This is a genomic window from Sphingobacterium sp. GVS05A (genome assembly GCF_019969845.1).
Taxonomy (GTDB): Bacteria; Bacteroidota; Bacteroidia; order Sphingobacteriales; family Sphingobacteriaceae; genus Sphingobacterium.
Map to the genome: position 1 here is coordinate 1088163 of NZ_JAHXYR010000001.1, position 26996 is coordinate 1115158.

The 26996-nt window shown below is 36.4% G+C and carries 18 protein-coding genes; 7 read left to right on the forward strand and 11 right to left on the reverse strand.

Going from position 1 to position 26996, the window contains the following annotated elements; genetic code table 11:
• Positions 1 to 9: 9 nt before the first annotated feature.
• From LC454_RS04690 to LC454_RS04705, 4 genes are all read right to left on the reverse strand, one after another.
• The gene (locus tag LC454_RS04690; RefSeq protein WP_223580095.1) at positions 10 to 1110 is read right to left on the reverse strand and encodes a glycosyltransferase; all 1101 of its coding nucleotides are present in this window, start codon (positions 1108 to 1110) and stop codon (positions 10 to 12) included.
• Positions 1111 to 1172: 62 nt separating this feature from the next.
• Positions 1173 to 2003, reverse strand: a complete 831-nt coding sequence (locus LC454_RS04695; RefSeq protein WP_223580097.1) for a DUF6625 family protein — start codon at positions 2001 to 2003, stop codon at positions 1173 to 1175.
• Positions 2004 to 2235: 232 nt separating this feature from the next.
• Entirely contained in the window at positions 2236 to 2424 is a 189-nt protein-coding gene (locus tag LC454_RS04700; protein WP_223580098.1) for a TIGR04149 family rSAM-modified RiPP, read from the reverse strand.
• Between the two features lie 42 nt (positions 2425 to 2466).
• Positions 2467 to 4026, reverse strand: a complete 1560-nt coding sequence (locus LC454_RS04705; protein ID WP_223580100.1) for a thioredoxin domain-containing protein — start codon at positions 4024 to 4026, stop codon at positions 2467 to 2469.
• 800 nt (positions 4027 to 4826) lie between these two features.
• Here LC454_RS04705 and LC454_RS04710 point away from each other — a divergent pair.
• The gene (locus LC454_RS04710) at positions 4827 to 5621 is read left to right on the forward strand and encodes a polysaccharide pyruvyl transferase family protein (protein WP_223580102.1); all 795 of its coding nucleotides are present in this window, start codon (positions 4827 to 4829) and stop codon (positions 5619 to 5621) included.
• Between the two features lie 143 nt (positions 5622 to 5764).
• Here LC454_RS04710 and LC454_RS04715 read toward each other — a convergent pair whose 3' ends face one another.
• Positions 5765 to 6760 carry a helix-turn-helix transcriptional regulator gene (locus LC454_RS04715; protein WP_223580104.1) on the reverse strand — a complete coding sequence of 332 codons (996 nt, stop codon included), beginning with the start codon at positions 6758 to 6760 and terminating at the stop codon, positions 5765 to 5767.
• A gap of 287 nt (positions 6761 to 7047) precedes the next feature.
• Between LC454_RS04715 and LC454_RS04720 the strand changes: the two genes are divergently transcribed.
• A complete protein-coding gene (locus LC454_RS04720) occupies positions 7048 to 9957 on the forward strand; it encodes a triple tyrosine motif-containing protein (RefSeq protein WP_223580106.1) in 2910 nt (969 codons plus the stop codon).
• Between the two features lie 163 nt (positions 9958 to 10120).
• Here the strand turns inward: LC454_RS04720 and LC454_RS26595 are convergent, their stop codons facing one another.
• Positions 10121 to 10498, reverse strand: a complete 378-nt coding sequence (locus LC454_RS26595; RefSeq protein WP_410528651.1) for a DUF2809 domain-containing protein — start codon at positions 10496 to 10498, stop codon at positions 10121 to 10123.
• Between the two features lie 35 nt (positions 10499 to 10533).
• Complete coding sequence (locus LC454_RS04730) at positions 10534 to 11193, reverse strand: Imm19 family immunity protein (protein ID WP_223580108.1); 660 nt, start codon at positions 11191 to 11193, stop codon at positions 10534 to 10536.
• 240 nt (positions 11194 to 11433) lie between these two features.
• Here LC454_RS04730 and LC454_RS04735 point away from each other — a divergent pair, with 240 nt between their 5' ends.
• Positions 11434 to 12489, forward strand: a complete 1056-nt coding sequence (locus LC454_RS04735; RefSeq protein ID WP_223580110.1) for a carboxypeptidase-like regulatory domain-containing protein — start codon at positions 11434 to 11436, stop codon at positions 12487 to 12489.
• Between the two features lie 32 nt (positions 12490 to 12521).
• Here the strand turns inward: LC454_RS04735 and LC454_RS04740 are convergent, their stop codons facing one another.
• Both LC454_RS04740 and LC454_RS04745 read right to left on the reverse strand, forming a co-directional pair.
• On the reverse strand, positions 12522 to 13046 hold the full coding sequence (locus LC454_RS04740; RefSeq protein WP_223580112.1) for a hypothetical protein: 525 nt from the start codon (positions 13044 to 13046) through the stop codon (positions 12522 to 12524).
• 72 nt (positions 13047 to 13118) lie between these two features.
• Entirely contained in the window at positions 13119 to 13637 is a 519-nt protein-coding gene (locus tag LC454_RS04745; RefSeq protein ID WP_223580114.1) for a hypothetical protein, read from the reverse strand.
• A gap of 127 nt (positions 13638 to 13764) precedes the next feature.
• On the opposite strand from LC454_RS04745, the gene LC454_RS04750 reads away from it, so the two are divergent.
• The gene (locus LC454_RS04750; protein WP_223580116.1) at positions 13765 to 14586 is read left to right on the forward strand and encodes a hypothetical protein; all 822 of its coding nucleotides are present in this window, start codon (positions 13765 to 13767) and stop codon (positions 14584 to 14586) included.
• Between the two features lie 3 nt (positions 14587 to 14589).
• On the opposite strand, the gene LC454_RS04755 is transcribed toward LC454_RS04750, so the two are convergent.
• Complete coding sequence (locus LC454_RS04755; RefSeq protein WP_223580118.1) at positions 14590 to 15924, reverse strand: GH1 family beta-glucosidase; 1335 nt, start codon at positions 15922 to 15924, stop codon at positions 14590 to 14592.
• A gap of 372 nt (positions 15925 to 16296) precedes the next feature.
• On the opposite strand from LC454_RS04755, the gene LC454_RS04760 reads away from it, so the two are divergent.
• Complete coding sequence (locus tag LC454_RS04760; protein WP_223580120.1) at positions 16297 to 17286, forward strand: hypothetical protein; 990 nt, start codon at positions 16297 to 16299, stop codon at positions 17284 to 17286.
• Between the two features lie 23 nt (positions 17287 to 17309).
• Here the strand turns inward: LC454_RS04760 and LC454_RS04765 are convergent, their stop codons facing one another.
• Positions 17310 to 18005 carry an FG-GAP repeat protein gene (locus LC454_RS04765; protein WP_223580122.1) on the reverse strand — a complete coding sequence of 232 codons (696 nt, stop codon included), beginning with the start codon at positions 18003 to 18005 and terminating at the stop codon, positions 17310 to 17312.
• Positions 18006 to 18277: 272 nt separating this feature from the next.
• Here LC454_RS04765 and LC454_RS04770 point away from each other — a divergent pair, with 272 nt between their 5' ends.
• Together LC454_RS04770 and LC454_RS04775 are read left to right on the forward strand one after the other, a co-directional pair.
• Complete coding sequence (locus LC454_RS04770; RefSeq protein WP_223580124.1) at positions 18278 to 24163, forward strand: MG2 domain-containing protein; 5886 nt, start codon at positions 18278 to 18280, stop codon at positions 24161 to 24163.
• Between the two features lie 394 nt (positions 24164 to 24557).
• Complete coding sequence (locus LC454_RS04775) at positions 24558 to 26951, forward strand: TonB-dependent siderophore receptor (RefSeq protein ID WP_223580126.1); 2394 nt, start codon at positions 24558 to 24560, stop codon at positions 26949 to 26951.
• Positions 26952 to 26996 lie beyond the last annotated feature (45 nt).

The following is a 26996-nucleotide window of genomic DNA, read 5'->3' on the forward strand; positions in this document are numbered from 1 at the left end:
AAGAAAATTTTATATAATAATAGATGAAGTGTCGAAATTTCGATAAACTCGCCCACTCCCAAATCCTTCTGTGTTTATTTTCGACCCAAGCATAGAAGATTTTTTTACCTTACGATAATTCTCACAGTCTGACAGTAATAAAATGGCTTGTGTAATGATTGTAGGGTCGGATACTAAGTAAAACAATTTTTCGTTTATTAAAGTTGTGTTATCTTCTTCTAGAGTGAATTTAAGCTCTTCTATTGCAAATGAGACGGAGAGGACATTATTCGACCTGAACCATATTCCGTGTTCCAAGTCTTCTTCTAAAACTATTCGATGTAAGTCATTGTAGAAATAATCATTGATTGATTTATTATTATGGATAGAGCATGAGTTGAGATGTAGATTATCAATAAAGACACCCATTTTACAAGTTTTATTCTTAAGCAATATGAAAAGCTTTGTAGTGTATGGATTAATATATGAAATAAACATCATTTCAAGTTCTTGAAAATAATATTCATTAATGATACGTTCTTCTACAGAATGTTCAATAAACTTACAAAATTCTTTTTCATAAAACACAACTTGTTTTAACCCATTTGATATCAGTCTTGTATAAAGATCTATGTCTTCAAATCCATATCCGTTTAAAAATTCATTATAACCGTGTATTTTTAAAAAATCTTTTTTTAAAACAATTACTTTGCCAAATAAATCGCCGATCATTTGATCATTTGTATAGAAAGTATTTGAGTTTTTCTGAAATTCACTGATCATTTTCTTCGCGAAATCTTTACCTAAATAAATATCAGCGTCCAAATTGCAAACTATCTTTCCCGACGCCAAATTGAAAGCTAGATTTCGGCTATGACTTCTTTTATAAGTTTTATAGTCAGGTGTTCTATAGAATACCAATACATCATCTTTAATATATGAAATCATTTCATTTCTAATCCAAGTTTCTAAACCATCAGAAGAACTATAATCGAGCAAAACAAACTCAACCATTCCAGGAAGAAAATTATCCTTTATATTGGTTTCGAGGGTTTTCTTTATATGATGAAGGCGGTTCATACATGTAATGCAAAATGATATTTTTACTTGTCTTTTATGAATAATACCCATTGAAGGAAAATTTAGATTTTTAATAAATGACAACTTTTCTCTATGTTATAGTTATTTTTCAACTATGCTAGGTGGATACCGTCCTTTTCAATCATAAGTTTCGATTTTAACGTTTTAAATTTATTCGAATCTTCAAGGAATACTTCCTTAAACCTTACTAAATGATAAAGTAGCACTTCAAATTCATTTCTAAAAATCAAAGTTCCAGTATCCCATATAATATCACCTGTTATTCCTTCAATAATTTGAAACTCGAAATAGGCCCTTATGTAGCCTTCTTCGTGCAATCGCCGAACAACATGAGTCATGCTTTCTATTTCACTTTTGATGAATCGATAATTTACTCCTTGTTCAAACTCTTCAAATGCAAAATTTGTCTCATCAAAGCAAAAATTTTTATCCGAAGTTAATACTTTTAGATAATCTTTACTCTTCCTAAAAAGATGTCTACATAGTTCATTATTTCTGTACAGAGTGAAACATCCGGTCAGATAGTCGTGGCGAGCGCTTATAACATCATAGGTATCTAGTAATTGACTCGTCATAAATGCCCTAATATTACCCCAAATTATGTCTAAATCACAATAGCCCCAAAAATCATAGTCTTTTATGTCATCATAAAATACTGCTCCATATGTGGGTTTGAAATCACATAATTTATATCCATTTTTAATGTTTACTGTTGTATTTAGCACTCTAGAAATATTTTCGTTAAACTCTTCGATTGTGAATTTAATCAATGTAACATTTGTAGGCAAATCGGTATTAGATGAACTATTATCAGTATAGATCAAAAAGTCAATTTCGTTATTGTAACGACATGAATGTATAAAATATGAAAAATACCAGGGAAATTGCCCGATGAATACATTAATAAGTACTACTTTGTGCATATTTTTATATTTAAATCGGCAACCCGATCTAGCTTCAGAGTATTATGAATTTTTAAATAAAATATATCATTTAAAGTTTAAAGGAGATACTTTTTGGGTAGCTCAATAGGAGGACATATGAACAGTGATTTACGTATATTTATAGGAAATACAACATTCACACTAAAAGTTTATTGCGAACACGAGTTTCGCAATAAACTTTTTCTCCTAGTTTTTACTAATAAAAATTGTGCTATCTAGGTACACAACCATAAATGCCCATGTAATAACCACAGATACCATTTCGACCATCACCAGTTACACAAGGGTCTCCATGTCCTCTTCCTCCTGTACCGCATGCTTTTGCACTACCACCAGTAATGTTCTTTAATTCTTTTTCGGAAAGAAAAGCGCTAACGTTGCTTAAATTGATTTTTTTCATAATGTTATTTATTTAAAGTTAAAAAAAAGTGAATTATTTGTGCTATTGGTTCTGGACGTTGGAAATATATAAAAGATCATTCACAGACCAATTAATGGGGATTTTATATCCATTAATTAAAATAGTTGGTGTAACCTCAACGGCCATTTCTTCAGTCCATTGTTTATGTTTGTCAAATTCATTTCTAACCGTCGTTGATGATAAGTCTATTGAGGAAAATTGTGAATACAACTCTTTCTGCTTATTCTTTCTCAGAAACCATTTGTTATATGCTTCTATGGTATCGACATTTTTGTCAAAAAATAAAGCAATGAGAAGTTTGCTTGAGTCTTCGAAGCCGCTGAAAGAGGTAAAGACGTATTGAATGGCTATATTTTTTGAGTGTTTTAGCAATTCAAAAACTTCCTTATGTGTTGTTGCACAGGATATACAGTGAGGGTTAGTAATAATTGTAATGACCGTTTCTGAATTGGGATCTCCAAAATGGATTGAGGAGAAGTTTTTGTTAATTCTATAATGTGGCTGATCCTTCAATATTATTGAAACAACCTCTCTATTTGCTATTAGAGAATTTACTTGCTGAATAATGTGATTTGTTTTATTGTTGTTGGATATTTGCTTAACCAGCATATGGATGGACAAAATAGAAAATAGGTATATACAAAGAACGAAACATGCATCAAACAAATTCATATCATATGATAAATATATCCCTGATAGAAGATTAGTAATGATTATTGAAAATAGAATACAGAGAGTAAAAAGGCACAATATACACCAAGTTTTTGCTAGGATTCTCTGATACCATAAGCTCCATAGTATATACGGAATTGTCAGTAGACATAGGTGTGCGTAATAATGAAAAAAGGTGGGCAAAAAGATAATTACAAACATATTTGCTATAAAGTACCCAAATCCAATCTCACTCCAAGTTAAAGTATTTAAAAGCTTCGCTGCATCAGATTGTAGAAGAGTATTGCAGTCAGCATGTTTAAATAATGAGCAAATTTTATTGGTATAATCGTTATTCCAATCGAGTTGTTTTTGAATAAGTAGAAAACCAACCTGTATTCCTGCTGAGTTAATAATGAAAGAAAAAAGAAAGTCAATGTTTCTATTGGAATTTTCTTTATAAATGGATAATCCAATAATAATAAACAATACTGATATTGAAGTCATCTTTAATAGACTTTCTATCTGAGCTTTCTTTTTATTTGATAGGTAATTTGGCTCGATAGATTCACTTTCTTTTCTAAAAAGCAGTGCGGTACCACACCATTCTTCACAAAATATTTCGATTCTACTTTGTTTAATCCGACTGCCTATTGAATAAGAAACATATTCAGAAGATACTTGATTAATAATACAAAAATCATTGGCAACTTTAGTAACAAAAGGAGTTTCTATATTAAAAATATCTTCGCTTTTATTATCAACATTAATGGCTCCGTTTCTAATTTTGTAATGGGAAAGCATATCCGAAATTCCGAATAAGCTATATTTATGAGGATGTGTATGATAAAATCTATTAGATACATCTTTATTATAAGGAATATCTAGTATGGTTAAAATGGAAGTAAATATATTCTTTTCAGTATTCATTATTTCCTGATGTTAATAATTTGATATTAGCTTTAACGGAATATATTTTAATAAATATGTTCTATTATTTAATTGATTATTTTCAAATATGAGTGGATATTTTAGTATTATTATGACAAAATGAAAATAATTTTCATGTATATGTCCGAATTGTGCTAAAACGTGTTTGTTTAGTAATATAATTTTCACTTTATGGCCATTGCATAGTTAAAATCTTAAGCTATTCTTTGAAATAAAATTAGTTTGATTTATTTTTCGATATTTTTTTAAAAAAGTACTATTTGAACCCCGATTTATAATATACTATTATATGCATGTACCGGCTTATGTAATCGTTCGGTACCAAATGAAGATGAACCGGGGCAGTACCGTAATGTTCCAAATTTGACTATATTACTCATCGATAAAAGCACCTTGAAAATGTTTTATAACAAATCTAAATTTCAAAATGACAAAGGATATTTTGGATCAAAAGCTCAAATTTTATTTAATTTTTAAAAGCGAATTTTTCTAATTAAGTATTTAAACATCTATATATATATTGCTTTTGACATATGTATTTGGTGCTGTTTTATAACTGAAATTTTCTTTATGTAAGTTGGGATATTCTTGTTTTTTTAAATGAGATAATATTAGGGAATATAAATATAGTTTAATGATAATAATTGCGGTTTTTTTATATTATGTTTGTCTAAGAAAGCCAGGCAGCTTTTGTGATTTAATATGTTTTAGCTTTGTTTTTCTCGAATATTACGTTAGCATTATTGTTGAAATTTAGTTTTAATTTAATACAAAGTAAAATGAATTTATATTTTTGGAATAATGGAGATAATTTAAATTTTGGTGATGTGATTAATCTTAAATTATGGCCTAAAATGTTTTCGCATAAAATATTGAGTAATAATAATATCAATTTTTTGGGTATTGGGACTGTCTTAAATCACTTACTTCCGCAAAATCAAAATTTTGTGGTATTCGGTTCTGGCTATGGTTATGGGAAAATTCCAGACAAATTAACAGATATGGATATTTATTGTGTTAGGGGACCCTTGACTTCAAAAAAACTAGGCTTATCCATAAATAAATCGGTGACAGACCCTGCAGTATTATTACCTACAGTTTTTGATATTCCACAAGACAATATTTATAAATATGGTTTTATGCCACACTGGCAAAATTCAAATCCTATTTGGGCAGAGATATGTAATAAGAAAGATATTTTATATATTGATCCGCTTGACAATTTCGACAGTGTTATAAAAAAGATTAATTCAGTTGAATGTTTAATAACAGAGGCGATGCATGGAGCCATTGTTGCTGATTCGTATAGAATTCCTTGGATACCAGTTTGCGATAGAAAAAACCCTGATTTTTTTATGTTCAAATGGCTAGATTGGACAGCTTCTATGAAAATGGACATAAAAATGCAATTAATTCCCTGTGTTAAGGACAATTTTTCTGAGAATGATTTGTTTGCGATTTTTGAGGGATTAATGAAATCCCTTAGGTATTTAAGCAAATCAATCACTGTCAGTGAACGAGTGGAAGAGTTAATGATACGCATTGAAAAAATGGAAAAGAATTACCTGCTCTAAAGTTTATATTTAGCGCCTAATTAAATTTGCTACATTTGAAAAAGGATGGAGGTCAATTAAAGATAAGGAGAATGATTCTCTGCAATCATAATGAACATAAGTATGTAACGCTCATCTATGAAAGAGTTTCATAGACAATAAGTTTACTTTAAACTATTGGGTATTTGACTAAAATTAGATCTGTACTTTCCTGGGCTAATGCCGAAATTTTTACGAAATAATCTACAAAAATAATTTGCGCTATTAAAACCACACATTTTTGCAATCTCATTTATAGAATTTTCAGTTTGCAGTAAAAGCTTTGTTCCATAATCAAGTCGTAATTTATAAATATAGGATATTGGTGACATAGAATCCCCTCCGAAGGCTCTTCTTAATGTTCGTTCAGTTATATTAAATTTATCACATAAAAGTGAAAGTTTAATTATATCCCTGTCACAGAAATTAATGTCTAAAAATTTTTGTATTTCCGCGATTTTTTCTTTATTTGTAAGTCCCCGTAAATAATATTTATAATTTTGGGTGTCCTCATATAATTTTATAAGCTGTTTTAGATGCAGAGTTAAATGTTCTTCGAATCCATTTTCATTTATATTAGGTGCTTGCTGTATATCCTTCAATAGTCTTTTCATTGTGCTATTTAAAAATACTTTATTCATATAAGACACGCTCTTCGTTTTTGATTTATGGGATAATATAAAATTTTGAAATAGAGGGAATCGAGTTGCCTCGTGTCGAATCCAATCTATATTTAGCGATATATAAAAAAATATATGCTTCCCAGCAGAAAATCTCGCATTGAATCCCCCATCGTCGTTTATAGCTGAATAACATTGATTGGCCTTTGCATCATTAAGTGTCTCCCCATTTTTTGATTCAAACACGACTCGACCTTCTATCATAAAAAAGAGGAATAGACTAAGACGTAATATTTTAACAGGTATAACGATATCCTTTTCTATAGCGAATTCAAAACTTTCTAAAAAAAATAAGAAATTACTATATTGTTGTATAATGATCTTTCCCTCAGGAATATTTATTGAACTTTTATTAGCATAAGGTATATAGTAGCACACATTTTCCAAATTGGTTAAATTTCTGTTGCTACTTTGGAATATTGGATGAATGGGACGTAACATATTATATCTTAATTATAGATAAGTAACCGAAATAATAGCATTGGTGTTGGTAGCCTGTAATTAAGTAAGAAGTTGTCGCACATCAATATATTTCGAGCGATCTTAGTATCGATAGTATTCTTCATGTTTAATGATTTGAAATTGTTGAACTGTTTGTAATTATGAGTTTTAAAATTAGCTTTATAAATGTGATTTATCAATTTTAAGGGTACTTCAATACTACTTCAAATTGTATTTATTGCTCAAAAATTAATATATTAGAAGCGTATCAAAGTTACGTCAGTCAAATGAAGGGAATTATTATGAAGTATTTTGTCGCTTTATTTTTTATGCTATTTTCTGTTTTTCCAGGTGCGCTATTTTCCCAGAATTTGCTTGGCTTACCGCTGGTGTATAATTATAGCAAATCGATACATCAAGGTGGGAGCCGAACATGGGATATCAAACAGGATAGTCATGGGATTATGTATTTTGGCAATAGTGAAGGGTTATTGACATTTGACGGACGATATTGGAAAACATTCTCCTTGCCCAACCATACCAATATCCGCTCCATATGGATTGATGCTAATGATCGTATATATGTTGGTGGTCAAGGTGATTTTGGCTATTTTGAACGCTCTTCGCAATCAGGATTGACCTACAGGTCATTGAAAGAGCTAATCCCTCCAAAATATCGGAACTTTGCGGATATCTGGAATACTGTTGGGGTAGGACAATCAGTTTTTTTTCGAGGAACAGATGTTATATTTGAGTTAAAAGGGCAAAAGATCCAGGTACACCCTGCTGCTGTGGAATGGTATTTTATGGGACAATCGGGGGGAATATTATATGCACAGGATCGGAAGAATGGTTTATTAGAATTCCGTGATAATAAATGGACTCCTTATATCACAGACTTACCCTTTAAAGATGTTAAGATTGCTACTATAATGCCTTTTGGCAAGGATCGTATATTATTATCTACTTTAAATAATGAAAATTATGCCTTGCAAGGCAGAAAAATGACGCGATTGAATAAGCAGGATAACGACGGTAGCTATACCCCATCCTTAGCACAGATCGACGAGTTAACATTTGTTGTGGGGAATGCAAAAGAAGGTTGTCACATACGTGATATGGCCGGAAATACAATACAGCGGATCGGCGTCAGGGAAGGTTTGCAAAATAAGAACGTTACCACCGTTTTCGTTGATAAGCAAAAGAATATATGGATCGGTACTGATAATGTAATTTCGGTCATCAGCTATGGAAGTGCTATTCGCTATCTGAGACCAAATATGGACAATGATGTTACCGGATATTCTTCTGTTATCTTTAATAATACACTTTATCTTTCTTCATCCAATGGAGTATATTATGCCAATATAAAAAGTGATCTAATAGATCAAAGCCGTTCACCGGCTGTGTTTTCACTGCTTCAGGGGAGTGATGCTGGAGAAGCCTGGCGCTTAGAACAACTCAATGGGCACGTGTTACTGGGGCACAATAAGGGTTTGTTTCAGATCACGGATCATTCCATCAAACCACTAACACAGGGTATAGGGACATGGAAATTGCTTCCATTAAATATGATATATCCTATTGAAGAGAGTTTAGTTGGTACCTATCAGGGCTTGGAGCTATTGCATTTTCATAACGGTATTTTCTCGTCCAAAGGCCTGCTCAATGGACCATCTGATTCTTTTCGCTTTCTTGAACAGGATGAAAATGGAACAATATGGGCCTCACATCCCTACAGAGGAATATATCGAATAATACTGTCAAAAGATAAGAAGTCTTATCAGGCTGAGCTCTATACTCAAAAGAATGGACTACCCGCGGATTATCAAAATTATGTGTTTAGAATAAAAAATCAAGTGGTATTTGCAACGGAAAAAGGGCTTTATAATTATGATTACAATAGCAAGCGATTTGTGCCAAGCAAACAGTTTGCTGCTTTTAAGGATCTGACCATCCGCTATCTAAAGGATGACCAAGATGGCAATATCTGGTTTTGTACAAAGAAAACAGTTGGCCTTGGACAGTTTGACGCCAAAAAGGGAACCTATCATTTGGTTAATTTTCCAGAAATAGAAGGCATGAGTACCTCCGGTTTTGAGCATATCTATAGTTTCGATAAAAATAATATCTATGTAGGTGCAGAAAAAGGAGTGCTTCATATCAATTATGACAAATACCTGAAACAAAGCTTTAAACCGGTCGCTATGCTCTCGCAAGTCATCGCAACAGGGAAGGGTGATAGTCTTATTTTTGCTGGTTTTTTTTCAAATATGTCAAAACTAAAAGAAGCGTCTGGAAAGGATAGTAGCCGGCAGTTGCCGGCTGTTTTCAATTCTTTCCGATTTAGCTTTTCTTCACCAAGTTATGGCATACATCAACATCTTGAGTTTAGCTATAAATTGTCGGGGTATGATGAGAATTGGTCTTCTTGGACACAGCAGTCCGAAAAGTCATATACCAACTTGCAGGACGGCCAGTATACGTTCTTAGTTAAGGTTCGGAACAACCTAAATCAAGAGTCCGATGTAGCGGAATACAGTTTTGTCGTTTTGCCACCTTGGTATAAAACCTTATGGGCAAAAATCGGCTATTTTCTACTCGCTACACTTGGTGTATTGGGTCTGATTCGTCTGCGAAAAATTGAACAGCACAAACAGCAGCTAAAACATGAAAAACAATTGGAGCAATTGCGTTACATCCATCAGCTGGAAATTGAAAAAAATGAAAAAGAAATTGTGAAGCTGAACAATGAGAAGTTGGCAAATGAGGTCATCACCAAAACAAAAGAATTGGCGAGTACTAGTATGCAGCTGCTGGAAAATTCGGGAGCATTGATCAAGGTAAGGGATGAATTGGCTAAGCTGGATACGGGTGACGATGAAGATTCCAATCTAAAGCGCATTAATAACCTATTAAAAGACATTGAAAAAAACAGCGCTAACTGGAATCAATTTGCCAGCCATTTTGATGAGCTTAACGATGGTTTTTTGAATAAGTTAAAGGAAAAACATCCGGGATTATCCCGCAATGATCTTAAAGTATGTGCTTATTTGAAACTTCATTTTACATCCAAACAAATTGCGCAATTACAGAATATTACCGTCAGAGGAGTTGAAATCCACCGCTATAGATTACGAAAAAAATTACAGGTCGAAACGGAGCTGTCATTAAATGATTATCTGAATACGATTTGAGAAAATTATACCTGTAAAATAAAACGCCGATAACTTACTTATATAGGGCTTAATCACTACCATCGTTAAGGACAACAAACGATCAAAATGTGAAAAGATTCTTTTTTATTGTCAGTATATTATCGGCGTTTTGCATGGGCTATGCTTTTAACCTTATTCTTTTCTATCTTGTCTTGGATCGGTGAAAAGATCGATCTAAGAGAAAAGCGATAGCAGATCCAGCGATGTAGACTATTAGGTCAGACCAGAGAAAACCTTGGCCAAATAGCAGTCGTAATAGCGGATGGCTTCTGACGCTGATTAATATTGGATGTTGTACCAACTGTAAAAACTCAATTGCAAAGCATAATACCAGTGAACTTACAAAGCAAAAGTTGAGGGATCGCTGAAAAAAAATAAACCTACATAACCAGTAGATCATCACAGCATATAAACCATCGTCCACAGATAAAGGGATTCCTGTAATTTTCCGCGATAATAATCCGAAGACTATTGTTGCGCACATTAAAACCAGGTAGTGGCCTCTCTTTAATGTTATCATCGTGATTTATGCTTATCAAATAAAGTTGGTAGAGGTTAGTCTTTGTGGACAAACTGTTCCAATATTTTATTCAGTGCGATGATGTCATCTTTATCGCTCGGATATTGATTTATATTTCCGACACTGTGATTTTGATCATTGGTTAGGCCTAGTGCATTTTGCTGTACAAAACCGTTTGTCATAACTAACCCGTTTGTGATACAGCTTGCGATATATGAAGCATGATCTGCAAGAATTGGAATAATTTTCAAGTGTTTTGCTATCAATGATCTGGTTTCTTGTGCCTGTGCTGCCGGAATGCCAAGCATCGGTAGAAGTAACAAAAATACAAACGGATACTTCTCAAAAGATTTCAATTCTTCTAAGGTCAGAAACCAGGCTTCAAAATGGCCGCCTAGATTACCGATATAGTTATCATTGAGAAAGAAAACGATTGCATTTGAACGGAATTGGATATAAATGGACAATTCCTCTGTCAGGTCTTCAGCGATATATCGAAGTACTTCATCATCTGTATTAGGAGGGAAGAAAAGTTGTTCCCAATTGGCTAAATCTTCTGCATCAATTTTTAGAACATCCAGTGCTTCATCAATATTTAATTCGTTTTCAGTATCATAACCACGGAACCAACATAAATAATAATACCAAAAGATTACGTTTCTCTCAAGCTCCTTTATTGAAATGCGTTTATCCATATTATACCATTAGATTAATGGCTAAATATAAAAAGAAGTTTATAGAGAACGACGATACAGGGTAAAAAAGCTCTTAATAAAAGGAGAGATAGTAGACTATATTTGCTGTAGTGGATTTTCGTTGTGGCTGTTCTTTAACGATTTTTGACAGTTATTTTAATGACTATTTTATATTTTAGATCAATAATTTGATTTATGGCAAAAATATTATTTTCCCTGTGTTTTTTTTTTAGTTGCAACATGCTATTTGCTCAAATCCATATCGTTGATAGTTTGAGTGGTGAACCTGTGCCTTTAGTGAATATTTACGCTGAAGATGGAACATTATTAGGTGTAGCAAATGCGAAAGGGGAGTTTGCTATAGATTCGCTGAAGCAGCATGCAAATACAAAGATCATATTGCAGCATATTTCCTATAATAATTACCAGGAATCGAGTTCGAAGCTGCGAAAACAGAAGCTGATCAAATTGATTCCGCGTAGCATTAAAATAGATGAGATCGCTATCGAAGATAAGAGTCAGTATGATTATCTAATTTTGAAAGGGTATTTTAGAAATACTACTTTTTTCAATAAGCGTACACGTTATTTCTACGACGGAATTATTGAATATTATATTCCGTTGAAAAACAAAAATGGGAAAGTCTATCACCGTATTTTGGATTACCGGATTTTTGAGGATTCCATCGCTACTCAGAATTTTAGAGAGGTGATGGGTAATTTCTGGCAATGGAAGCCACATGTGATGCGCATGAAAGCGCAGTCTGTTGCCAATGATCTTCCGTCAAAATTTGTTATGGTTCAGGATAAAGGGCGGAGAATCATTCGGACGGGTAATCTGAATACCGGATATATCCAAAAAACAGCCCGTGGCGATGTACAGGTATATTTTGACATTATTCCACCCAATAGCCAAAAAGAAGTAAGCTTCTTTAAGGTCAAAGGGCAGCAATATACCGGCGTAACCATGGAAAATTATTCGCCGACAAATCTCGATCAACCTGAACAGGATAAGTTGGTCAGCAGGGTGGTAATGAATGTCGGTGCTATCAAAAGAGGTCGTAAATCGGAATTTGTCCCTTTTGATTTTTTGAGTGAGTTTTATACGCAAGAACGTCGATTCATGACGAAAGAAGAATTCAAGAGCGTAAAGAAAGAGGTTACTTCAGGTCTTTGGCTCGAATTGAAAAGCCGGTATACAAGCAAATTTTGGTTAGAAAACACTAAATTTGGCATCCCGCCGATGAATCCTTTTATTGAGAAAAAATTTGGTAAGGAACTGCTGGAGCTAAAATAGATTTGAATGCGGTACAGCTATTAAAAACAGGGTTATCTATTTCTAACAATAATAGTGTCGTTGTTATTATTATAACGCAAATGTGCTAGAAGATCCAGCTTTTCCAAGCTTTCTGACAAATCTTTTTGGATTTTTCGATATCGACCCTTGGTAATACTTAGTTCAAGCGCAGTAGAAAGCATTTTCACACGATTGCCATCTTCATCCAATGGATAGATAAAAAAATAACGTGATCGACCTGCGTATTTTTTTGAAAACACCTGTCGAGTATAGGTATCATAGGTCGGACCCACGACAAACTCATGATCTGTGTAGTAAAATGATTTGGGCTGTTGAAAGTTTTGACGAAGTTCGAGCCGATCTGCATAGATGGTTAACTGGGTTCCAAATCTTTCGTAAAGGCAATAGCAAAAAAAGAGAAAAGAAAATAAAGCAAAGCCCATAAGAACCAAGGAAAAATTTCGCTCGACAAAGATTAAATAGCAAAGTCCTACCCATATGATGAGGGGGGAAATCATATAAAATGTCCATTGATTATTGGGATAGTATACCTTCATGTATTATTTTTATTTTATTGAAAATCTTGGCGTTGTTTTGAATCAAGTCAGGAATGTCAATCTGTTTCAGCTTCAAAGCTTCCTTATGTAAGACATGGTCTCAACCGGATTACCAAAGATCTTCTTGCTACCTTTTTGTTGGGTGAAGGATTTATGCTGTGCTATTTCAGCAGCAATCCCGTAAATGATTTGCATATCCTGTTGGGGGTGGATCGTTATGAGTAACTGTTCCTGCTGATCAAAAAGCTGAAGTTGATTGACCAATGAATGGTTTATCTTCATGCTATAAATATCGTCTAGAAGGATGTCCTGATCCGGTTTCTTCTGTTGTTTGATCAGGATATGTTGATGATCAATAAGTATCTCTATTTTGGGGTTAATTAGCTGCAGGATCACAACAAATGGACCAATAACAATGATTGCGACCAAGAAGCCCAGCGCTTTGGCTGATCCAAAGTTATTGACAGCATCGGCCATCCCATCGATGCCACCATAGATAAGGTAGAAAATAGTAAAAACTATAATCAAATAACTGAATCCAAAGATTAAGCCCTTTTTAACATTGTGTGATTTAAACTGAAAAGTCTTCATAAGTCAAATTTACCCTGCTTATCTCTCTATTTAAATATTCATTAATTGGATAAATATAAATATCTTTATCCAATTAATGCTATATAAGCGAACACGAAAGCAGTCATTATTTTAAAAGCGTTGAAACTTGGGAAATAGTATCCAAATCGAACGGAAAAATTTAGGTAAAAGTGGGGATTATTTCACACTGGTATTGTATAGCCTTATTTTCTTCATAGGCTTTCTTTCCATCTTTTGGGAGTGGAAATCAGGTATAGTTTCTGTCATCTGCGTGATTGCTACCTATTTTCTGAACCGCAAAATAAATCTGATCGTACACCTGAAATGGTTTTCCATTGCTTTGGTTCTTTTGGCGCTGCTTGTATCCTGGTTATTACAGCTGTCTTTTTGGATATTTATGATTCAATTTCTGGCACTAAGTTGTATTCACGCTGTGATAGCTTTTATAGCGGCTATTCGGGATGATCATACCGATATTATTTTTTCACTGAATGCGGATAATTTCTCCTGTCTCTGTCCCGGAAGTGATTATAAAGGGTACGCTCTTAACCCAATGGGGTATAGGAAATACTTTAAAACAAAGGATATTGTTAGTATTCAACAGGACGAGCGAGGATTGCTCATTGTTGTAAAAGGAGAGATTTTGCGACCGCGGGAATTAACAGCATCTGAAATAACACAAATTTTAGCTTATTTCAATGCAGGAGAGTTTAAAGTGGTCGAGGCTATTCCCCTTCGCGATATTCGTCAGGCCGAGACCGAATTAGCATGGATGAAAATTCTGGTCTTTGGGGTTCCATGTCTGTTAGCTGGTCTTTCGATTTACTTCCTGGGCGATAACGGACAAAATTCAGTCGTGACTATGATCAGTATCTTACTGGCCATTCTATTAGTTCCGTTGTTGTTGAAACTGATCAATAGACGGAAACACCGTCCGGAGAATAAGTAAGGTTTATTTTAAGAAATTAGCATACCAATGGCCAGAGGATTTTATAATACGTTGCTGGTTTTGAAAATCAACATACACCAACCCGAATCGTGGCCGATATCCTTCCGCCCATTCAAAATTGTCTAAAAAAGTCCAGACGAAGTAGCCTTTGACATTTACGCCTTCTTCTTTTGTCTGATAGACATGTTTTATGGCTTCTTGCAGATAGTTCAACCGTCTGGGATCATGTACCTGTCCATGCTCAATTTGATCCTTAAAGGCAGCCCCATTTTCGGTGACAATGAGCGGCGGCATATTGGGGTAGCTACTGAATTTTTTCAGCATTTGATAAATGGAGCTGGGGTATACTTCCCAGTTCATTTCGGTCATTTCAACTTTACGTTCCTTGGCCGTTACGATCTTTGCCTGAAGATAGGGAACAAACATGGCGTAGCGAATCATCTCACGGGTATAATTTTGAATACCGATAAAGTCCATATCGAACTTTAAATCGTTCTCATCACCTTGTTTGATGTATTTTTCAATTCGATTGAGAATTTTGATTTCCTGTGTAGGATAGCCCATACCCAGTAATGGCTCGATAAACAATCTATTGAGTAATACATCGGCTTTTTTTGCCGCAATCACATCTTTTTCCCTTGCTGTGAATGGTTCTATATGGGAACAGGAAAAAGTCGTACCCACCTGGCTGTCCGGTTGTAATGATTTTATGATCCTAGCGCCATGTGCTTGTGCTAATGCAGCATGATGAGCCGCCGCAAGAAAGTTGCCCAAACCTTTTCTTTCCGGAGCATGTACACCAAAGAAGTATCCTGCAGCCGTAAATACGGTTGGCTCATTAAGCACCATCCAATTTTTTACACGATCTCCATAACGGGCAACACATGTGGATACAAATTCACCGAACCAATCCTTGACATCGCGGTTGACCCAACCACCTTTTTTTTCTAAGGCATGGGGGAGATCCCAGTGATATAGAGTAACCCAAGGTGTAATCCCCAGTTCCAGTGAGAGGTCGATCAGGCGATCATAGAAATCCATACCTGACTGATTGGGCTGCCCAATACCATTCGGCAGGATACGGCTCCAGGATAAGGAAAAACGATAGTTAGGAATGTGCATACCTTGCATTAATGCCAGATCCTGCATGTAACGGTTGTAGAAATCACAGGCATGGTCGCCATGTTGATTTTGAAATATACGGTTTCTTTTCTTTACAAAGATATCCCATATAGAAGGGCCTTTGCCATGTTGATCATGTGCCCCCTCGATTTGATAAGCGGCGGTAGATACTCCCCAAATAAAATCTTTGCCAAAGGCATCTTTGGTTAAATGCATTTATCGAAATATAGCTGTCGGATGTGCTATCCGACCTGAATATGAATTAATTTTTGTGGAATCTTAGTGGTGAATAGAATGAACTGAATCGACCTAAAAAGATTCTAAATATAATCCGTTGGAAAAAATAGTTGATCGTTTTCATAATTGATACATTAAAGTGTTAACTGCATTAATTATTCTATTATAAAGGAACGAAACTGATATTAACTGGATATGAATTATTTATTAAATATATAAAAAAATAACTGTTTTATTTTGATCGTTTTTAGACAACAGAATTGTTTGATTTTTGATCTGGTATTTTGGGTATATTATTATCTTTAAGGTTATAGAAAAGTAACGTATTAAAACTGATAATAGCCACTGAAAATGATACAGAAAAAATTTAAAATAACTGGATATCCAAGTATGTTACGCCTCTCCGCTGATGGGAACTATATTATGGTTGCGACTTATGAAGGTGGCGTTCAGATCTTTAATCTACAGCAGGATAAAGTACTGTATAAAGTCCGGTTGAAAGGGCCGAAACATGATCTACCAATCCATTATTGTGCGATTAGTTTTGACAATCGTTATTTTGCCTTTAGCTGTCTATTTAAGATTTATGTTATAGATCTGCAGCAAAAAGCGATTGTAAAAGAATTTGACTATGCAAAGGATCTTGAATTACAGGCTTCCGTCAGTTTCAGCTTTTTCAATAGGCAAAATAGTCTTGTTTATCCCAATGGGAAAAAACTGGTGCTCTATAATTTTGAGACAGCGGAATCCGTTGATATCGCATTATCGGAGGAGGCCGGATTGACGAATGAGCTAGCCATCAACCAGACTGATGATCTTATTGCCTATAAAAGCTGGAATGATCCCTTGAAGGATACGCTCTCGATCATTGATCTGAAGACGATGTCAAGTACGGCGCTCGCGCTACCGTATAAAAAATCCCATCATCAGTTATTTATGTGCAAGCTCCAGTTTACCGATGATGATACCCTCGTGGTATTTAGAAAAGGTTTGGGCTTTAGTTACTTTGATCCGAGATCAAAAATTGAGAAACATCATATCACTTGGGAAGAACTTGGTTTTAGATCTGTCCATAATTATCAGCATACACAAGTCTCGGGCGACGGACGTTATCTGTTGATCCATCGCGAAAGACCCGATAAAGAAGATCTTGATGCATGGTATGTCGATGTGCCGGATGGAATGGATTATGTTATTTTCGATACCGATGCGAACCGGATTATCTATACCTTACCGAAATACGAATCAGTGGCCACCTTTGCTATGAAACATCGTTTATTCGCATTCATCGAAAGTGAAGAGGAAAGCAAAAACAAGTTCCTAACAATCAAAACAATCTAGGACCAGCTAGCGTTTAAGCCCAGCTAGCAATCGAACTGTGCCGTACCAACAAATGGATATGCTGCTGTAGATAGAATGATGACTGTTCTCGATTCTTCGTAATCACGGGGACTGGAGATAACAAAGTCTAATTTACCATCCCGATCGAGGTCGCCAATAAATTCAAGCGTTGTCGCTGTATCATGATAGGCGGTCTGGTCGATCAGCGTCCGCTGATACTGACCATTGATAAAAAGCTTTAATGTATATCTTGCATTGGGTTTCTGATCCTCATCCTTATAGGATTCAATGCCAGTAGCACGCAACTCATAGCGGTCGTTTTTATAGGTAAATTCAACCGGTTTATTGGGGGGAATAATCTTATTGGGCAGCGCTATACTGTCTACTGAACCATTCTGTATAGCGGATATGTTAAAAAATACCAACGCATCATTTTGCGGATTTATGGTTTCCGTGGGTAAGCCCGAACAAGGTTCTTCTTTCTCATAAGTAATGGTATATTTAGCTGGTGCAACGTTATATTTTCCGTTTTTACGATGAAGTTCCAACCAGCTGTTGTTAATCACTTTGGATACATTGTTATCATCCCAGACCCGATAGGCAAAAGGTACTAAAACCCGACCATCTATCATGGAGTCCGTCGGATTGGTCATTGGTGCTGATGCAGCTGGAAGGGCTTTTTCAGCTTGTGATTGCTGAGGAGGAATTGTTGTATCCATTGCAGCCTCTTGTTTTGTGGACGTTGAATTCGTAGCCTTATTTTGACACGCGGATAAGATTAGGACAAGAAAGAAAGAGATGCTCGTAAATTTTAAATAACCCATATGCTGTATTTTATCGTAAAGATAAATAAAAGAAGTAAAATACGCTTTCGTGATGCTAAATAGGGTGCTATTTAATTTTTTCTTAAACGATTATGGAATCTATTTATTTACTGCATCCTTTCAGAAAAAAAATGCTCATATTTAGTAGATATTTAGCGTCGTATTATATGAAAAGATACATTTGGTTATTGTTGACATGTCTCCCAATCTGGGGATTTTCGCAGGAGCTTAAGCCAGGCAAGGTGGAGACAAAGTGGAATGAGGTCGAAAGGCTCATTGCAATTAAAAACTACACACAGACATTGCCCATATTGGCAGATATTAAAGCCGAAGCGCGACGCTCTGGAAACCAGGCGGAATGGGTTCGTGCATTTTTGGCGGAAGGGAAAGTGTTGGAAGTAAACCAATCTGAAGATTCCGCTTTTTTGCGTATCCAGAAACATTTTGAAGACAATATCCGGATTGCTGAAAAGCTGGATAAATCGGTTCTCCAAAACTTTTATGCACTTTATTTATTTTCAAATATCAACCGATATGCAAGTAAAAGCCAGAACAAATTTGTAGCAAAAGATGCAAAGGGTAAAATCGGTATGATCGATTCTATTTTTCGTCTTTCAATTTCGGATGTAAACAGTTTAAGTGCGGAACCTATAGTGCGCTGGAAGGGACTGTTTGTCGAAACACGAAATATAAGTCTGAATCCCACTCTTTACCATTTTTTAGGTTATCAATATCTGGATTTTTTGAATACATTAAAAGCTAGTAATGCGGCTGATAAGGATAAACTTAAAAAGCAATTGTTGGCAATCAGCACCAAGAATGATTATCCAGATGCAAGCAGCTATATCATGTCTTATGATTGGAAATGGAATAATATCGAAGAGCGGGAAGGAGGCTACCTGGAACATATAAAAACCTATAAAAGTGACTACAACGCATTTTTACTCTATCGGTTGGCGGCAAGTTTCAACGATATTGGGAAAAAGACAAAGGCAATTACATATCTTGAACAAGCGTTAAAAGAATATCCAAAATCGCCTTGGATTTCGAATGTAGATAATTTGACAAGGGAAATAAAAAAGGCTTTCATCAGGCTAAATTATAAAAGAACGGCACCGACGGACGAATATGTTCCTTTCCAGGTTAACCACACGAATGTGGATACTTTATATATCCGGATTTATAATACAAGTCCTACGCCTAAGGGCGCAAAGGATTTTACGGTAAAATATGATTCCGCAAGTTATCAGACTACAGTAAATGCGCCATTGGTCTATGAGGAACAGGTGGTATTGAAAGTCTTTAATGATTATACAACGCACAATACTATTTATAAAATTAATCCCCTTAAAGCTGGTACCTACACGATTTTGATCGGTAATAATAAATCATTTCAAGATAACGGTCAGGATCGGGATGTGGCTGTTTCTCAACTGATTGTTTCTGATGCATTTTTGTCTGGAAATATAAATATAAAACATCAAAATGAATTTGTCTATACGGGTTTGCTATTGAACCGGAAAACGGGTGCTCCCTATGCAAATGAAATGGTGGAACTTTATCAATTGAGAAATAAAGCACTGCCTAAACTGATCACTCAATTAAAGACCAATGCTGCAGGCGAGTTCAATTACAAATCCACCTATTCTCCCAAAAATGCAGCCTACTTACATAATCACATGCTGTTGCTTCATGGGGAAAAAGCGATGATTCCTTTGGATAAGCAGCAAAATAATGTTTATTATGAAGATCGGACTACGTCTGTAGAGGTGAGCAATAAAAGAACAAATATGCGTGCGCTCACTTTGCTGGATAGAGCTATCTACCGTCCTGGGCAAAAGGTCTATTTTAAGACTATTCTTTATGATGATCATGTACAACAGGGTAAAGTCCTGGAAAAGCAAAATGTGAAAATCTATCTTCAGGATGCTAATCGTCAGAAGATTGACTCGATCAGTTTGACAACGAATCTATTTGGATCTGTCCATGCGAGTTTCCAATTGCCATCAAAGGCATTGAACGGAAATTATAATCTATTGATTTTTCACGATTCTAAACAGCTTGATCAGCAATATTTTCAGGTTGAAGAATATAAACGTCCAACATTTGAAGTAACTTTTGAGCCAAACAAGTTCACCTATACTTCGAAAGACACAGCAGTATTCATTGGCAAGGCGGAGAGCCTTTCAGGTGTTTCGCTAATCGGCGCAGCAGTGAAGTATAAAGTTTCGTTTTATAATGCCAAGGAAGGAAAGGATATTGTTCATAGCGATTCTATCACAACCGTGGATGCTAAGGGAAACTTTACGATTCGCGTGTCATTAATGGACCGTCAATTTGTAGGATTGAAAGATTATGTATTGGTATACCAGGCTGAGGTGATCAATCAGACAGGGGAGATGCAGATGGCTTCTGGAGGTTATGCCTATTCATCCCGTCCATGGCAGCTCCAGATTCAGGTGCCGAATCTGATGGAAGAAAAAAGATGGCGAGATATTACCATCTTAAAGCAGAATCAAAATGGTTTCCCATTAAAATTCAGCGGAAAGGTCAACATTTATAAATTGGAACAGGCAAGCCTTCCGCTGACAGATGAATATCGGGGAAGTTTCGCAAGGGCAGAGTACCACCTGCTTTCAAGAGATCTTTATAGTAAGTATTTTCCGCTTTATTTCGATCCGACCTCGCTCGAAAAAGAAGAGAAAAAAACGAAGATAGCCAGTTATGATTTTGATAACGCAGATACGAGCAAGATCATACTTGACTCATTACAATTTGATTGGGGACGATATCAGATCGAAGCCATCAGTATACAGGAAGGGGATACGGTGCGCGCTATTAGCTACACTAGTCTATATCGGTCGAAAGATAAGAAACTAAGCGACCAGCAGTTTTTCTCCTACCAGTTGGATAAAATCAAATACAAAATTGGTGATCAGGTTACCATCAATATGCAGACGGATGTAAAAAATGCCAGGAAATTGCTGCTGTTACGCGAGCGGGCTTCGCAAAAATTGGAGACAAAGGTATTAAGTTGGAAAGATGGTCGTATCAGCTATCAATTTGTGTTGACTGAGCAGGATGTTGTAGGGCAACTGCAACTGAATGCATTATTTTTGGTGGATAATAAAATGACGCTATCCCATATTGTTATCCCTATTTCGCAACAAAATAAGGAACTAACAATCCGGACTAAAACATTTAGGGATAAAATAACCCCCGGTCAAAAAGAAAAATGGAGTTTTACGGTAAAGCAAGAGGATAAAACCATCGCCACCGAGGTATTAGCGACAATGTATGATGCTTCTTTGGACGCATTTGCTAGCCACGCTTTTGGCTCTTTCCAATTTCGTTACCCATATTATCCGAGGTCAAATAACTACTATATTATTAATGCTTTTCAACAGCAGACCTATTCAGGGAACATTTTTACTTCGAATTTCTATGGGGTTTATGCGGATAATCGGCGTGATGAAATTTACAACTATGATCTGTTGTCAACCCGTCAGGGTTACGGTGAAAATTCCTTGGAACGGGATGCCACATACGAAGAGTTGATCGATGAGCAAGCTTATCGTGCCGCGGCAACACTGTACTTTGGATCAAGGGAACCACGTTTTAGAAACGGTGATGCACGGATTGTTCTTCGAGGTATGCCTGCGGCAGCAAAGCAGACGGCGCCATTGCCTACTTCGGCGCTTATTTCTGAGCCTCCAGTTGAGGCGGATGCAAACGCAGAATATATGGTGGTAAATGAGGAAGTAGCTCAGTTTGGGATGGGCAATGGTCGGACAGCTGACGGAGGAATGGATTTATCCACAGATAAACAACTACAGCATATAAAAGCCCGTACCAATCTACAGGAAACAGCGTTCTTCTACCCCAATTTGTATACGGATGAAGCAGGGAATATCAGTTTTGAATTCGATAGTCCTGAGGCGTTGACCAAATGGAAATTACTGCTTTTTGCTCATGATCAGTATCTGGCATCGGCTAGCGGGACCTATTTTACACAAACCCAAAAGCAGTTGATGTTGCGCCCGAATATCCCACGTTATTTTAGAACGAATGACCAGTTAACAATCAAGGCACAGATTCAAAATCTGAGTAAAGAACGTATTGAGGGAAATACAAAAATAGAGCTTATCGATCCACGAAATAATCAAGTGGTTTCAACTGCTTTCCAGGTCGATTCAGTACTAAAAAACATTAGTGTCGAGCCATCCAATAACAGCACAGTGGAATGGTCGTTAAAGATTCCGGCAGAATATCCGACAATACAAATCCGCATCGTTGCAGCAGGTGGCGAGTTTTCGGATGGTGAGATTGTAGAAATACCCGTACTGCCAAATAAGATACTGATTGGCGATACAGAAAAGATTGTCCTAAAAGCCGGTGAATCCAAAAATTTTACGGTAAAGGGAAGTGCGAAAGACAATCTGATGGGGAGAATCCAGGTACAAAGCAATCCCATTTTAGAAATACTCTCCGCACTGGACTATTTGAAAAATTATCCTTACGAATGCAACGAACAGTTGAGCAGTAAGTGGTTCGGTCTTAAGATGGCCCAATATATTCAGTTGCATTATCCGGCGGTGACAGACTATTTTAAGAAATTGGATGTCGATACAAAAAAAGGCCGATTGGAAGAGAATAGCGGTTTAAATGAGTTCAAAATGGAAGAAATGCCTTGGTTGCGTGACATACAGGGTGATGCCGAACGATTGAAGAAAATTGCAGCGTTCTTTGGAACGGATATACAAGCGGAAATCAACGCTGTTGAACAAAAAATACGTAATAATCAATCCACAGATGGTTCCTTTTCATGGTTTGATGGAGGACAGGCTAATACTGAAATTAGTATCCGTATGCTGGAAATCATCGGTAAGGTACTCTATTTAGACAAAAGCTTGGTCAATAATGATATCCGTGCGATGGCTTCAAAACTTACGCAATATCTCGACCGGGATGCCGCTATATTTTCGCCAAAGGCCAGCACTGATATGGGGATAGACTATTTGTTTGCACGACGATATTGGACTGAATTTAATCCGATACCGAAGGATTCTCTCCAGTTATTGCAACGCAAATTGGTCAATTCTTCGTTAAGTAGCGCTGGTCGGAGCGCAGGATTGGCAGCGAAAACATGGATTGTGAGCCAGATCTTTGGCCAGGGCAAGCAGAGCATGGAGATCAAGAATAGACTTGATCAGGAGGCCGTGATCGATGTGCAGAAAGGAATGTACTGGAAAAGTAATGTAAACCAGTACAATAAGATCAGTTTGCAATCTTATCTTGTGGAAGCTTACAAAATAAACAATCCGGCTCAGCTAAATCAAGTCACCCAATGGATCTATTATAACAAACAGGTAAATCATTGGTATAATACCTGGATGACTGTAGATGCAATATATGCACTGTTATTGGCCAACAATCCAAAAGACTTTGTTATTGAAAATTCGGTACAGATCTCGATTAACAACAAAAAGGCCGAATTAAGCAATACTGTTTTGGGCGAAGTCAGTAAGCAGTTCGATAAAGTCGATTTGCAGACCGATCTCGATATTCAAGTTCAAAATCATAACGAAAGAACGGTTTATGGAGCAGTTGTGCATCAGTATTTTGCTGATCTTGATCAGATAAAATCAACTACAAATGCACTTTCGGTTCAGAAAGTATATCTAGTGGAACGAAAAGGGCAATGGGTAGAATCTAAGGAAGCTAAACTGGGGGAACGTATCAAAGTTAGGATTACGGTAGTTAATGATGAGCCAATGCAATACATTCATCTGAAAGATAGCCGTCCAGCCGGTGTAGAACCGGTGTTTAGTCCTTCAGGTTATCAATGGCGGAAGAACTACTATTTCAGTTCGAAAGATGCTTCAACAAATTATTTTATGGATCGTTTGTCTAAGGGAAGATCCATTTACGAGTATGAGGTTAAAGCGAATAACCTGGGGATTTTTAATTCAGGAATCACGACAATAGAATCTATGTATGATCCTGGGGTTAACGCCCGGAGTACGAATACGATATTGACTATCGTACCCTAATTATTCCAAAAAAATCTAAAACTTTGGCTACTCTTGGAAATTTCTGGGAGTAGCCTTTTTATTAATATACCATGAAACAGGAAGTAGGGGGGCGGCTTTCTGATCGAAAAATAAGTGCGCTAGACAGCTTTTTTTATCTTTTTTGTGGAAAAAGGGTTTAAATTTATTGAATATAAATAAGTGCTAATAGTCTGTTTTTGTTGTTTAAGAGGGTTGTGAGGAAATAATTATATTCATTTGGTGGTTTTGTAGTAAATATTATAACCGAATGACGAAATATTTATTGTTAGCCTGAATTTATAAGCTTGTTTTGAATTTTAAAAATATAGATTACTTTTGTTTAGAATTTGTCTAAATAAAGTATTCAATAGAATTTAAAACCAATACAATTTTTATGAAAAGATCGATACTTTTTATCGTCTCAATCCTGCTGTTTTTCACAGCATTCGGCCAGAAAGCCGATCGTATATCCGGCAAAATCATGGTAGACCAGTTCGTTGTTGCCAAAGATGCCATTGTCCGGCTATTAAATTCATCTTATCAGGGACGCACAAACGCTGCTGGAGAATTTTATTTAGACCATGTTCCTCCAGGTGATTATATTCTACAAGTCAGTCTAAATGATATCGAGTTATTGCGGGAAAATATTCATGTTGACAACCAGACAACTGTCCTTCCGACGATCTATGGGACTAAAAACAATTATTATCTGGATGGGGTGACTGTATATGGGTACCGACGCAATAAATTCTTGGAACGTGATAGCTCAAAAGTTGCAAAGGTGCAGTTGGGGTATATGGAAAACCCACAGTCCTATTCCAATGTCAATAAAGAATTGATGAAAGAGCAGTTGACCACTGATTTGTCGGAGGCTGTTAAAAATGTTGTGGGGATGGTGAAAGTGCAAGGAAGTCCAGGCCGTGGGTCAGATGGTGCTATTTATTACAATCTGCGTGGATTCCCAACGAAAATAGGCTTGGTGGATGGCCTCCCCGCAAATACGAATGGTGAAATTGATCCTGCGGATGTGGAACGTATCGAGGTTATAAAAGGTCCTTCAGGTACTTTATATGGCGGAGCAGCAACCTCTTTCGGAGGATTGGTCAACCTCGTCACGAAGAAACCTAAGGACTATTACGGCGGCCAGGTATCTTATTTATTTGGTAGCTACAACTTAAATCGCCTTACCGCCGATGTATTCGGACCTATCACCAGCAACCGTAAGACGCTGTTTCGTTTCAATACAGCCTATCAGTACCAAAACGGTTTCCGTGATTCCGAATTTAGAAAATCATTTTTTGCTGCGCCAACGTTTAGCTATGAGGTCAATGATCGGTTAACGTTTAATCTGGGTGCGCAGATATACAATTACGAAGGAACCAATACCCCCATAATCTTTCTCACACGCACACGTCAATTTATCGCAAAGAGGCCTGAAGACCTTGGATTTGATTGGAATAGATCTTATTCGAATAATGATATCACACTGAAAGCCCCATCCATCAATATCAAAGGTGAGGTAAATTATAAAATTTCAGATAATTGGACCTCCCAGACCTCGATCTCGAGGAATTTTAGAAAAACAGAAGGTATGTACCAATACCAATTTATTCGGGGCAAGGAAAGTGACGCTTTACTCGAGAGAAATGTTCAATGGCAGAATACAGAAGGAAGCTCGACGAGTATACAACAAAATTTCAATGGAAGTTTCCAGATCGGAAATGTTAAGAATAAAATTTTAATCGGGCTAGATTACCTGAACCAGACCTTACGGAATAATAATTCATCCATTATCGTCTTTGACACGATCAATGCGCTGGATTTAGAAAAAGGTTATTTGTCTATTTCCAATCAGCTGGCCTCGCAAAAAATACAACTGTCTACAAGACCACTACAACGTAACTATTCTTCAAGCAACATCTATGGCGCTTATATATCCGATGTACTGTCTCTGACAGATCGTCTAACGACTATCCTGAGCTTGCGGTTGGATCATTATAACAGCCGTGGCTTGTTAGATTTAAGTTCAAATAAACGGGATGGAAGCTTTAAACAAACGGCGCTTTCACCCAAGTTTGGGCTCGTATATCAAGTTCTTAAAAATAAATTGTCGGCCTATGGTAACTATATGAACAGCTTTAGCTATGTACCTCCCGCCCCAGAGAATCCAGAAGGGCAAAGGGATATGAAACCACAATTAGCCAATCAATGGGAAGCTGGGATCAAAACTAATTTCTGGAATAACCGTTTTAATTTTACGGCTTCTTATTACGATATCGTCGTGAATAATATGACTCGTCTGGCAGCTAATGATGGTCCTAAAATAACAATTCAGGATGGGGAACAACGGAGCAAAGGTGTTGAATTGGAACTGATTACCAATCCGATCAAAGGGTTGAATATTCTTACGGGCTATACCTATAATGATAGCCGGTATCAACGGGCCGATTCTACGGTAGAAGGGCGCCGCCCTGCTTCTGCAGGTCCTGCACAAGTTTTTAACTCTTGGATCAGCTATGTGTTACAGACTCCAAAACTACAGGGACTGGGTTTTGGATTTGGTGTCAATCACGTTGGAAAGCAGGTTTCTGCTGATAATTCTACAACAGGGAAATTTGTATTCCCAGCCTATACCTTGCTTAATGCTTCGATCTCTCTTGAACGTGATTTCTATCGTTTTGGTGTCAAGATGAATAACATCGGCAATGCCCATTATTTTTCTGGACAGGGGGTGGTTGTCGCACAAATGCCGAGGAATTTTGCTGCCGAGCTGAGTCTCAAATTCTAGCAAAATTGCAATAAAAAATACTGAAAATACCATGTCCCCAAAAGT

What these genes read in the sequence shown, in the direction of transcription:
- LC454_RS04765 (WP_223580122.1), bottom strand. Translation starts at nt 18,005, where the DNA reads ATGGATACAACAATTCCTCCTCAGCAATCACAAGCTGAAAAAGCCCTT.
- LC454_RS26595 (WP_410528651.1), bottom strand. Translation starts at nt 10,498, where the DNA reads ATGATAACATTAAAGAGAGGCCACTACCTGGTTTTAATGTGCGCAACA.
- LC454_RS04690 (WP_223580095.1), bottom strand. Translation starts at nt 1,110, where the DNA reads ATGGGTATTATTCATAAAAGACAAGTAAAAATATCATTTTGCATTACA.
- LC454_RS04745 (WP_223580114.1), bottom strand. Translation starts at nt 13,637, where the DNA reads ATGAAGACTTTTCAGTTTAAATCACACAATGTTAAAAAGGGCTTAATC.
- LC454_RS04695 (WP_223580097.1), bottom strand. Translation starts at nt 2,003, where the DNA reads ATGCACAAAGTAGTACTTATTAATGTATTCATCGGGCAATTTCCCTGG.
- LC454_RS04715 (WP_223580104.1), bottom strand. Translation starts at nt 6,760, where the DNA reads ATGTTACGTCCCATTCATCCAATATTCCAAAGTAGCAACAGAAATTTA.
- LC454_RS04760 (WP_223580120.1), top strand. Translation starts at nt 16,297, where the DNA reads ATGATACAGAAAAAATTTAAAATAACTGGATATCCAAGTATGTTACGC.
- LC454_RS04740 (WP_223580112.1), bottom strand. Translation starts at nt 13,046, where the DNA reads ATGAAGGTATACTATCCCAATAATCAATGGACATTTTATATGATTTCC.
- LC454_RS04770 (WP_223580124.1), top strand. Translation starts at nt 18,278, where the DNA reads ATGAAAAGATACATTTGGTTATTGTTGACATGTCTCCCAATCTGGGGA.
- LC454_RS04735 (WP_223580110.1), top strand. Translation starts at nt 11,434, where the DNA reads ATGCTATTTGCTCAAATCCATATCGTTGATAGTTTGAGTGGTGAACCT.
- LC454_RS04720 (WP_223580106.1), top strand. Translation starts at nt 7,048, where the DNA reads ATGAAGGGAATTATTATGAAGTATTTTGTCGCTTTATTTTTTATGCTA.
- LC454_RS04755 (WP_223580118.1), bottom strand. Translation starts at nt 15,924, where the DNA reads ATGCATTTAACCAAAGATGCCTTTGGCAAAGATTTTATTTGGGGAGTA.
- LC454_RS04705 (WP_223580100.1), bottom strand. Translation starts at nt 4,026, where the DNA reads ATGAATACTGAAAAGAATATATTTACTTCCATTTTAACCATACTAGAT.
- LC454_RS04710 (WP_223580102.1), top strand. Translation starts at nt 4,827, where the DNA reads ATGAATTTATATTTTTGGAATAATGGAGATAATTTAAATTTTGGTGAT.
- LC454_RS04775 (WP_223580126.1), top strand. Translation starts at nt 24,558, where the DNA reads ATGAAAAGATCGATACTTTTTATCGTCTCAATCCTGCTGTTTTTCACA.
- LC454_RS04730 (WP_223580108.1), bottom strand. Translation starts at nt 11,193, where the DNA reads ATGGATAAACGCATTTCAATAAAGGAGCTTGAGAGAAACGTAATCTTT.
- LC454_RS04700 (WP_223580098.1), bottom strand. Translation starts at nt 2,424, where the DNA reads ATGAAAAAAATCAATTTAAGCAACGTTAGCGCTTTTCTTTCCGAAAAA.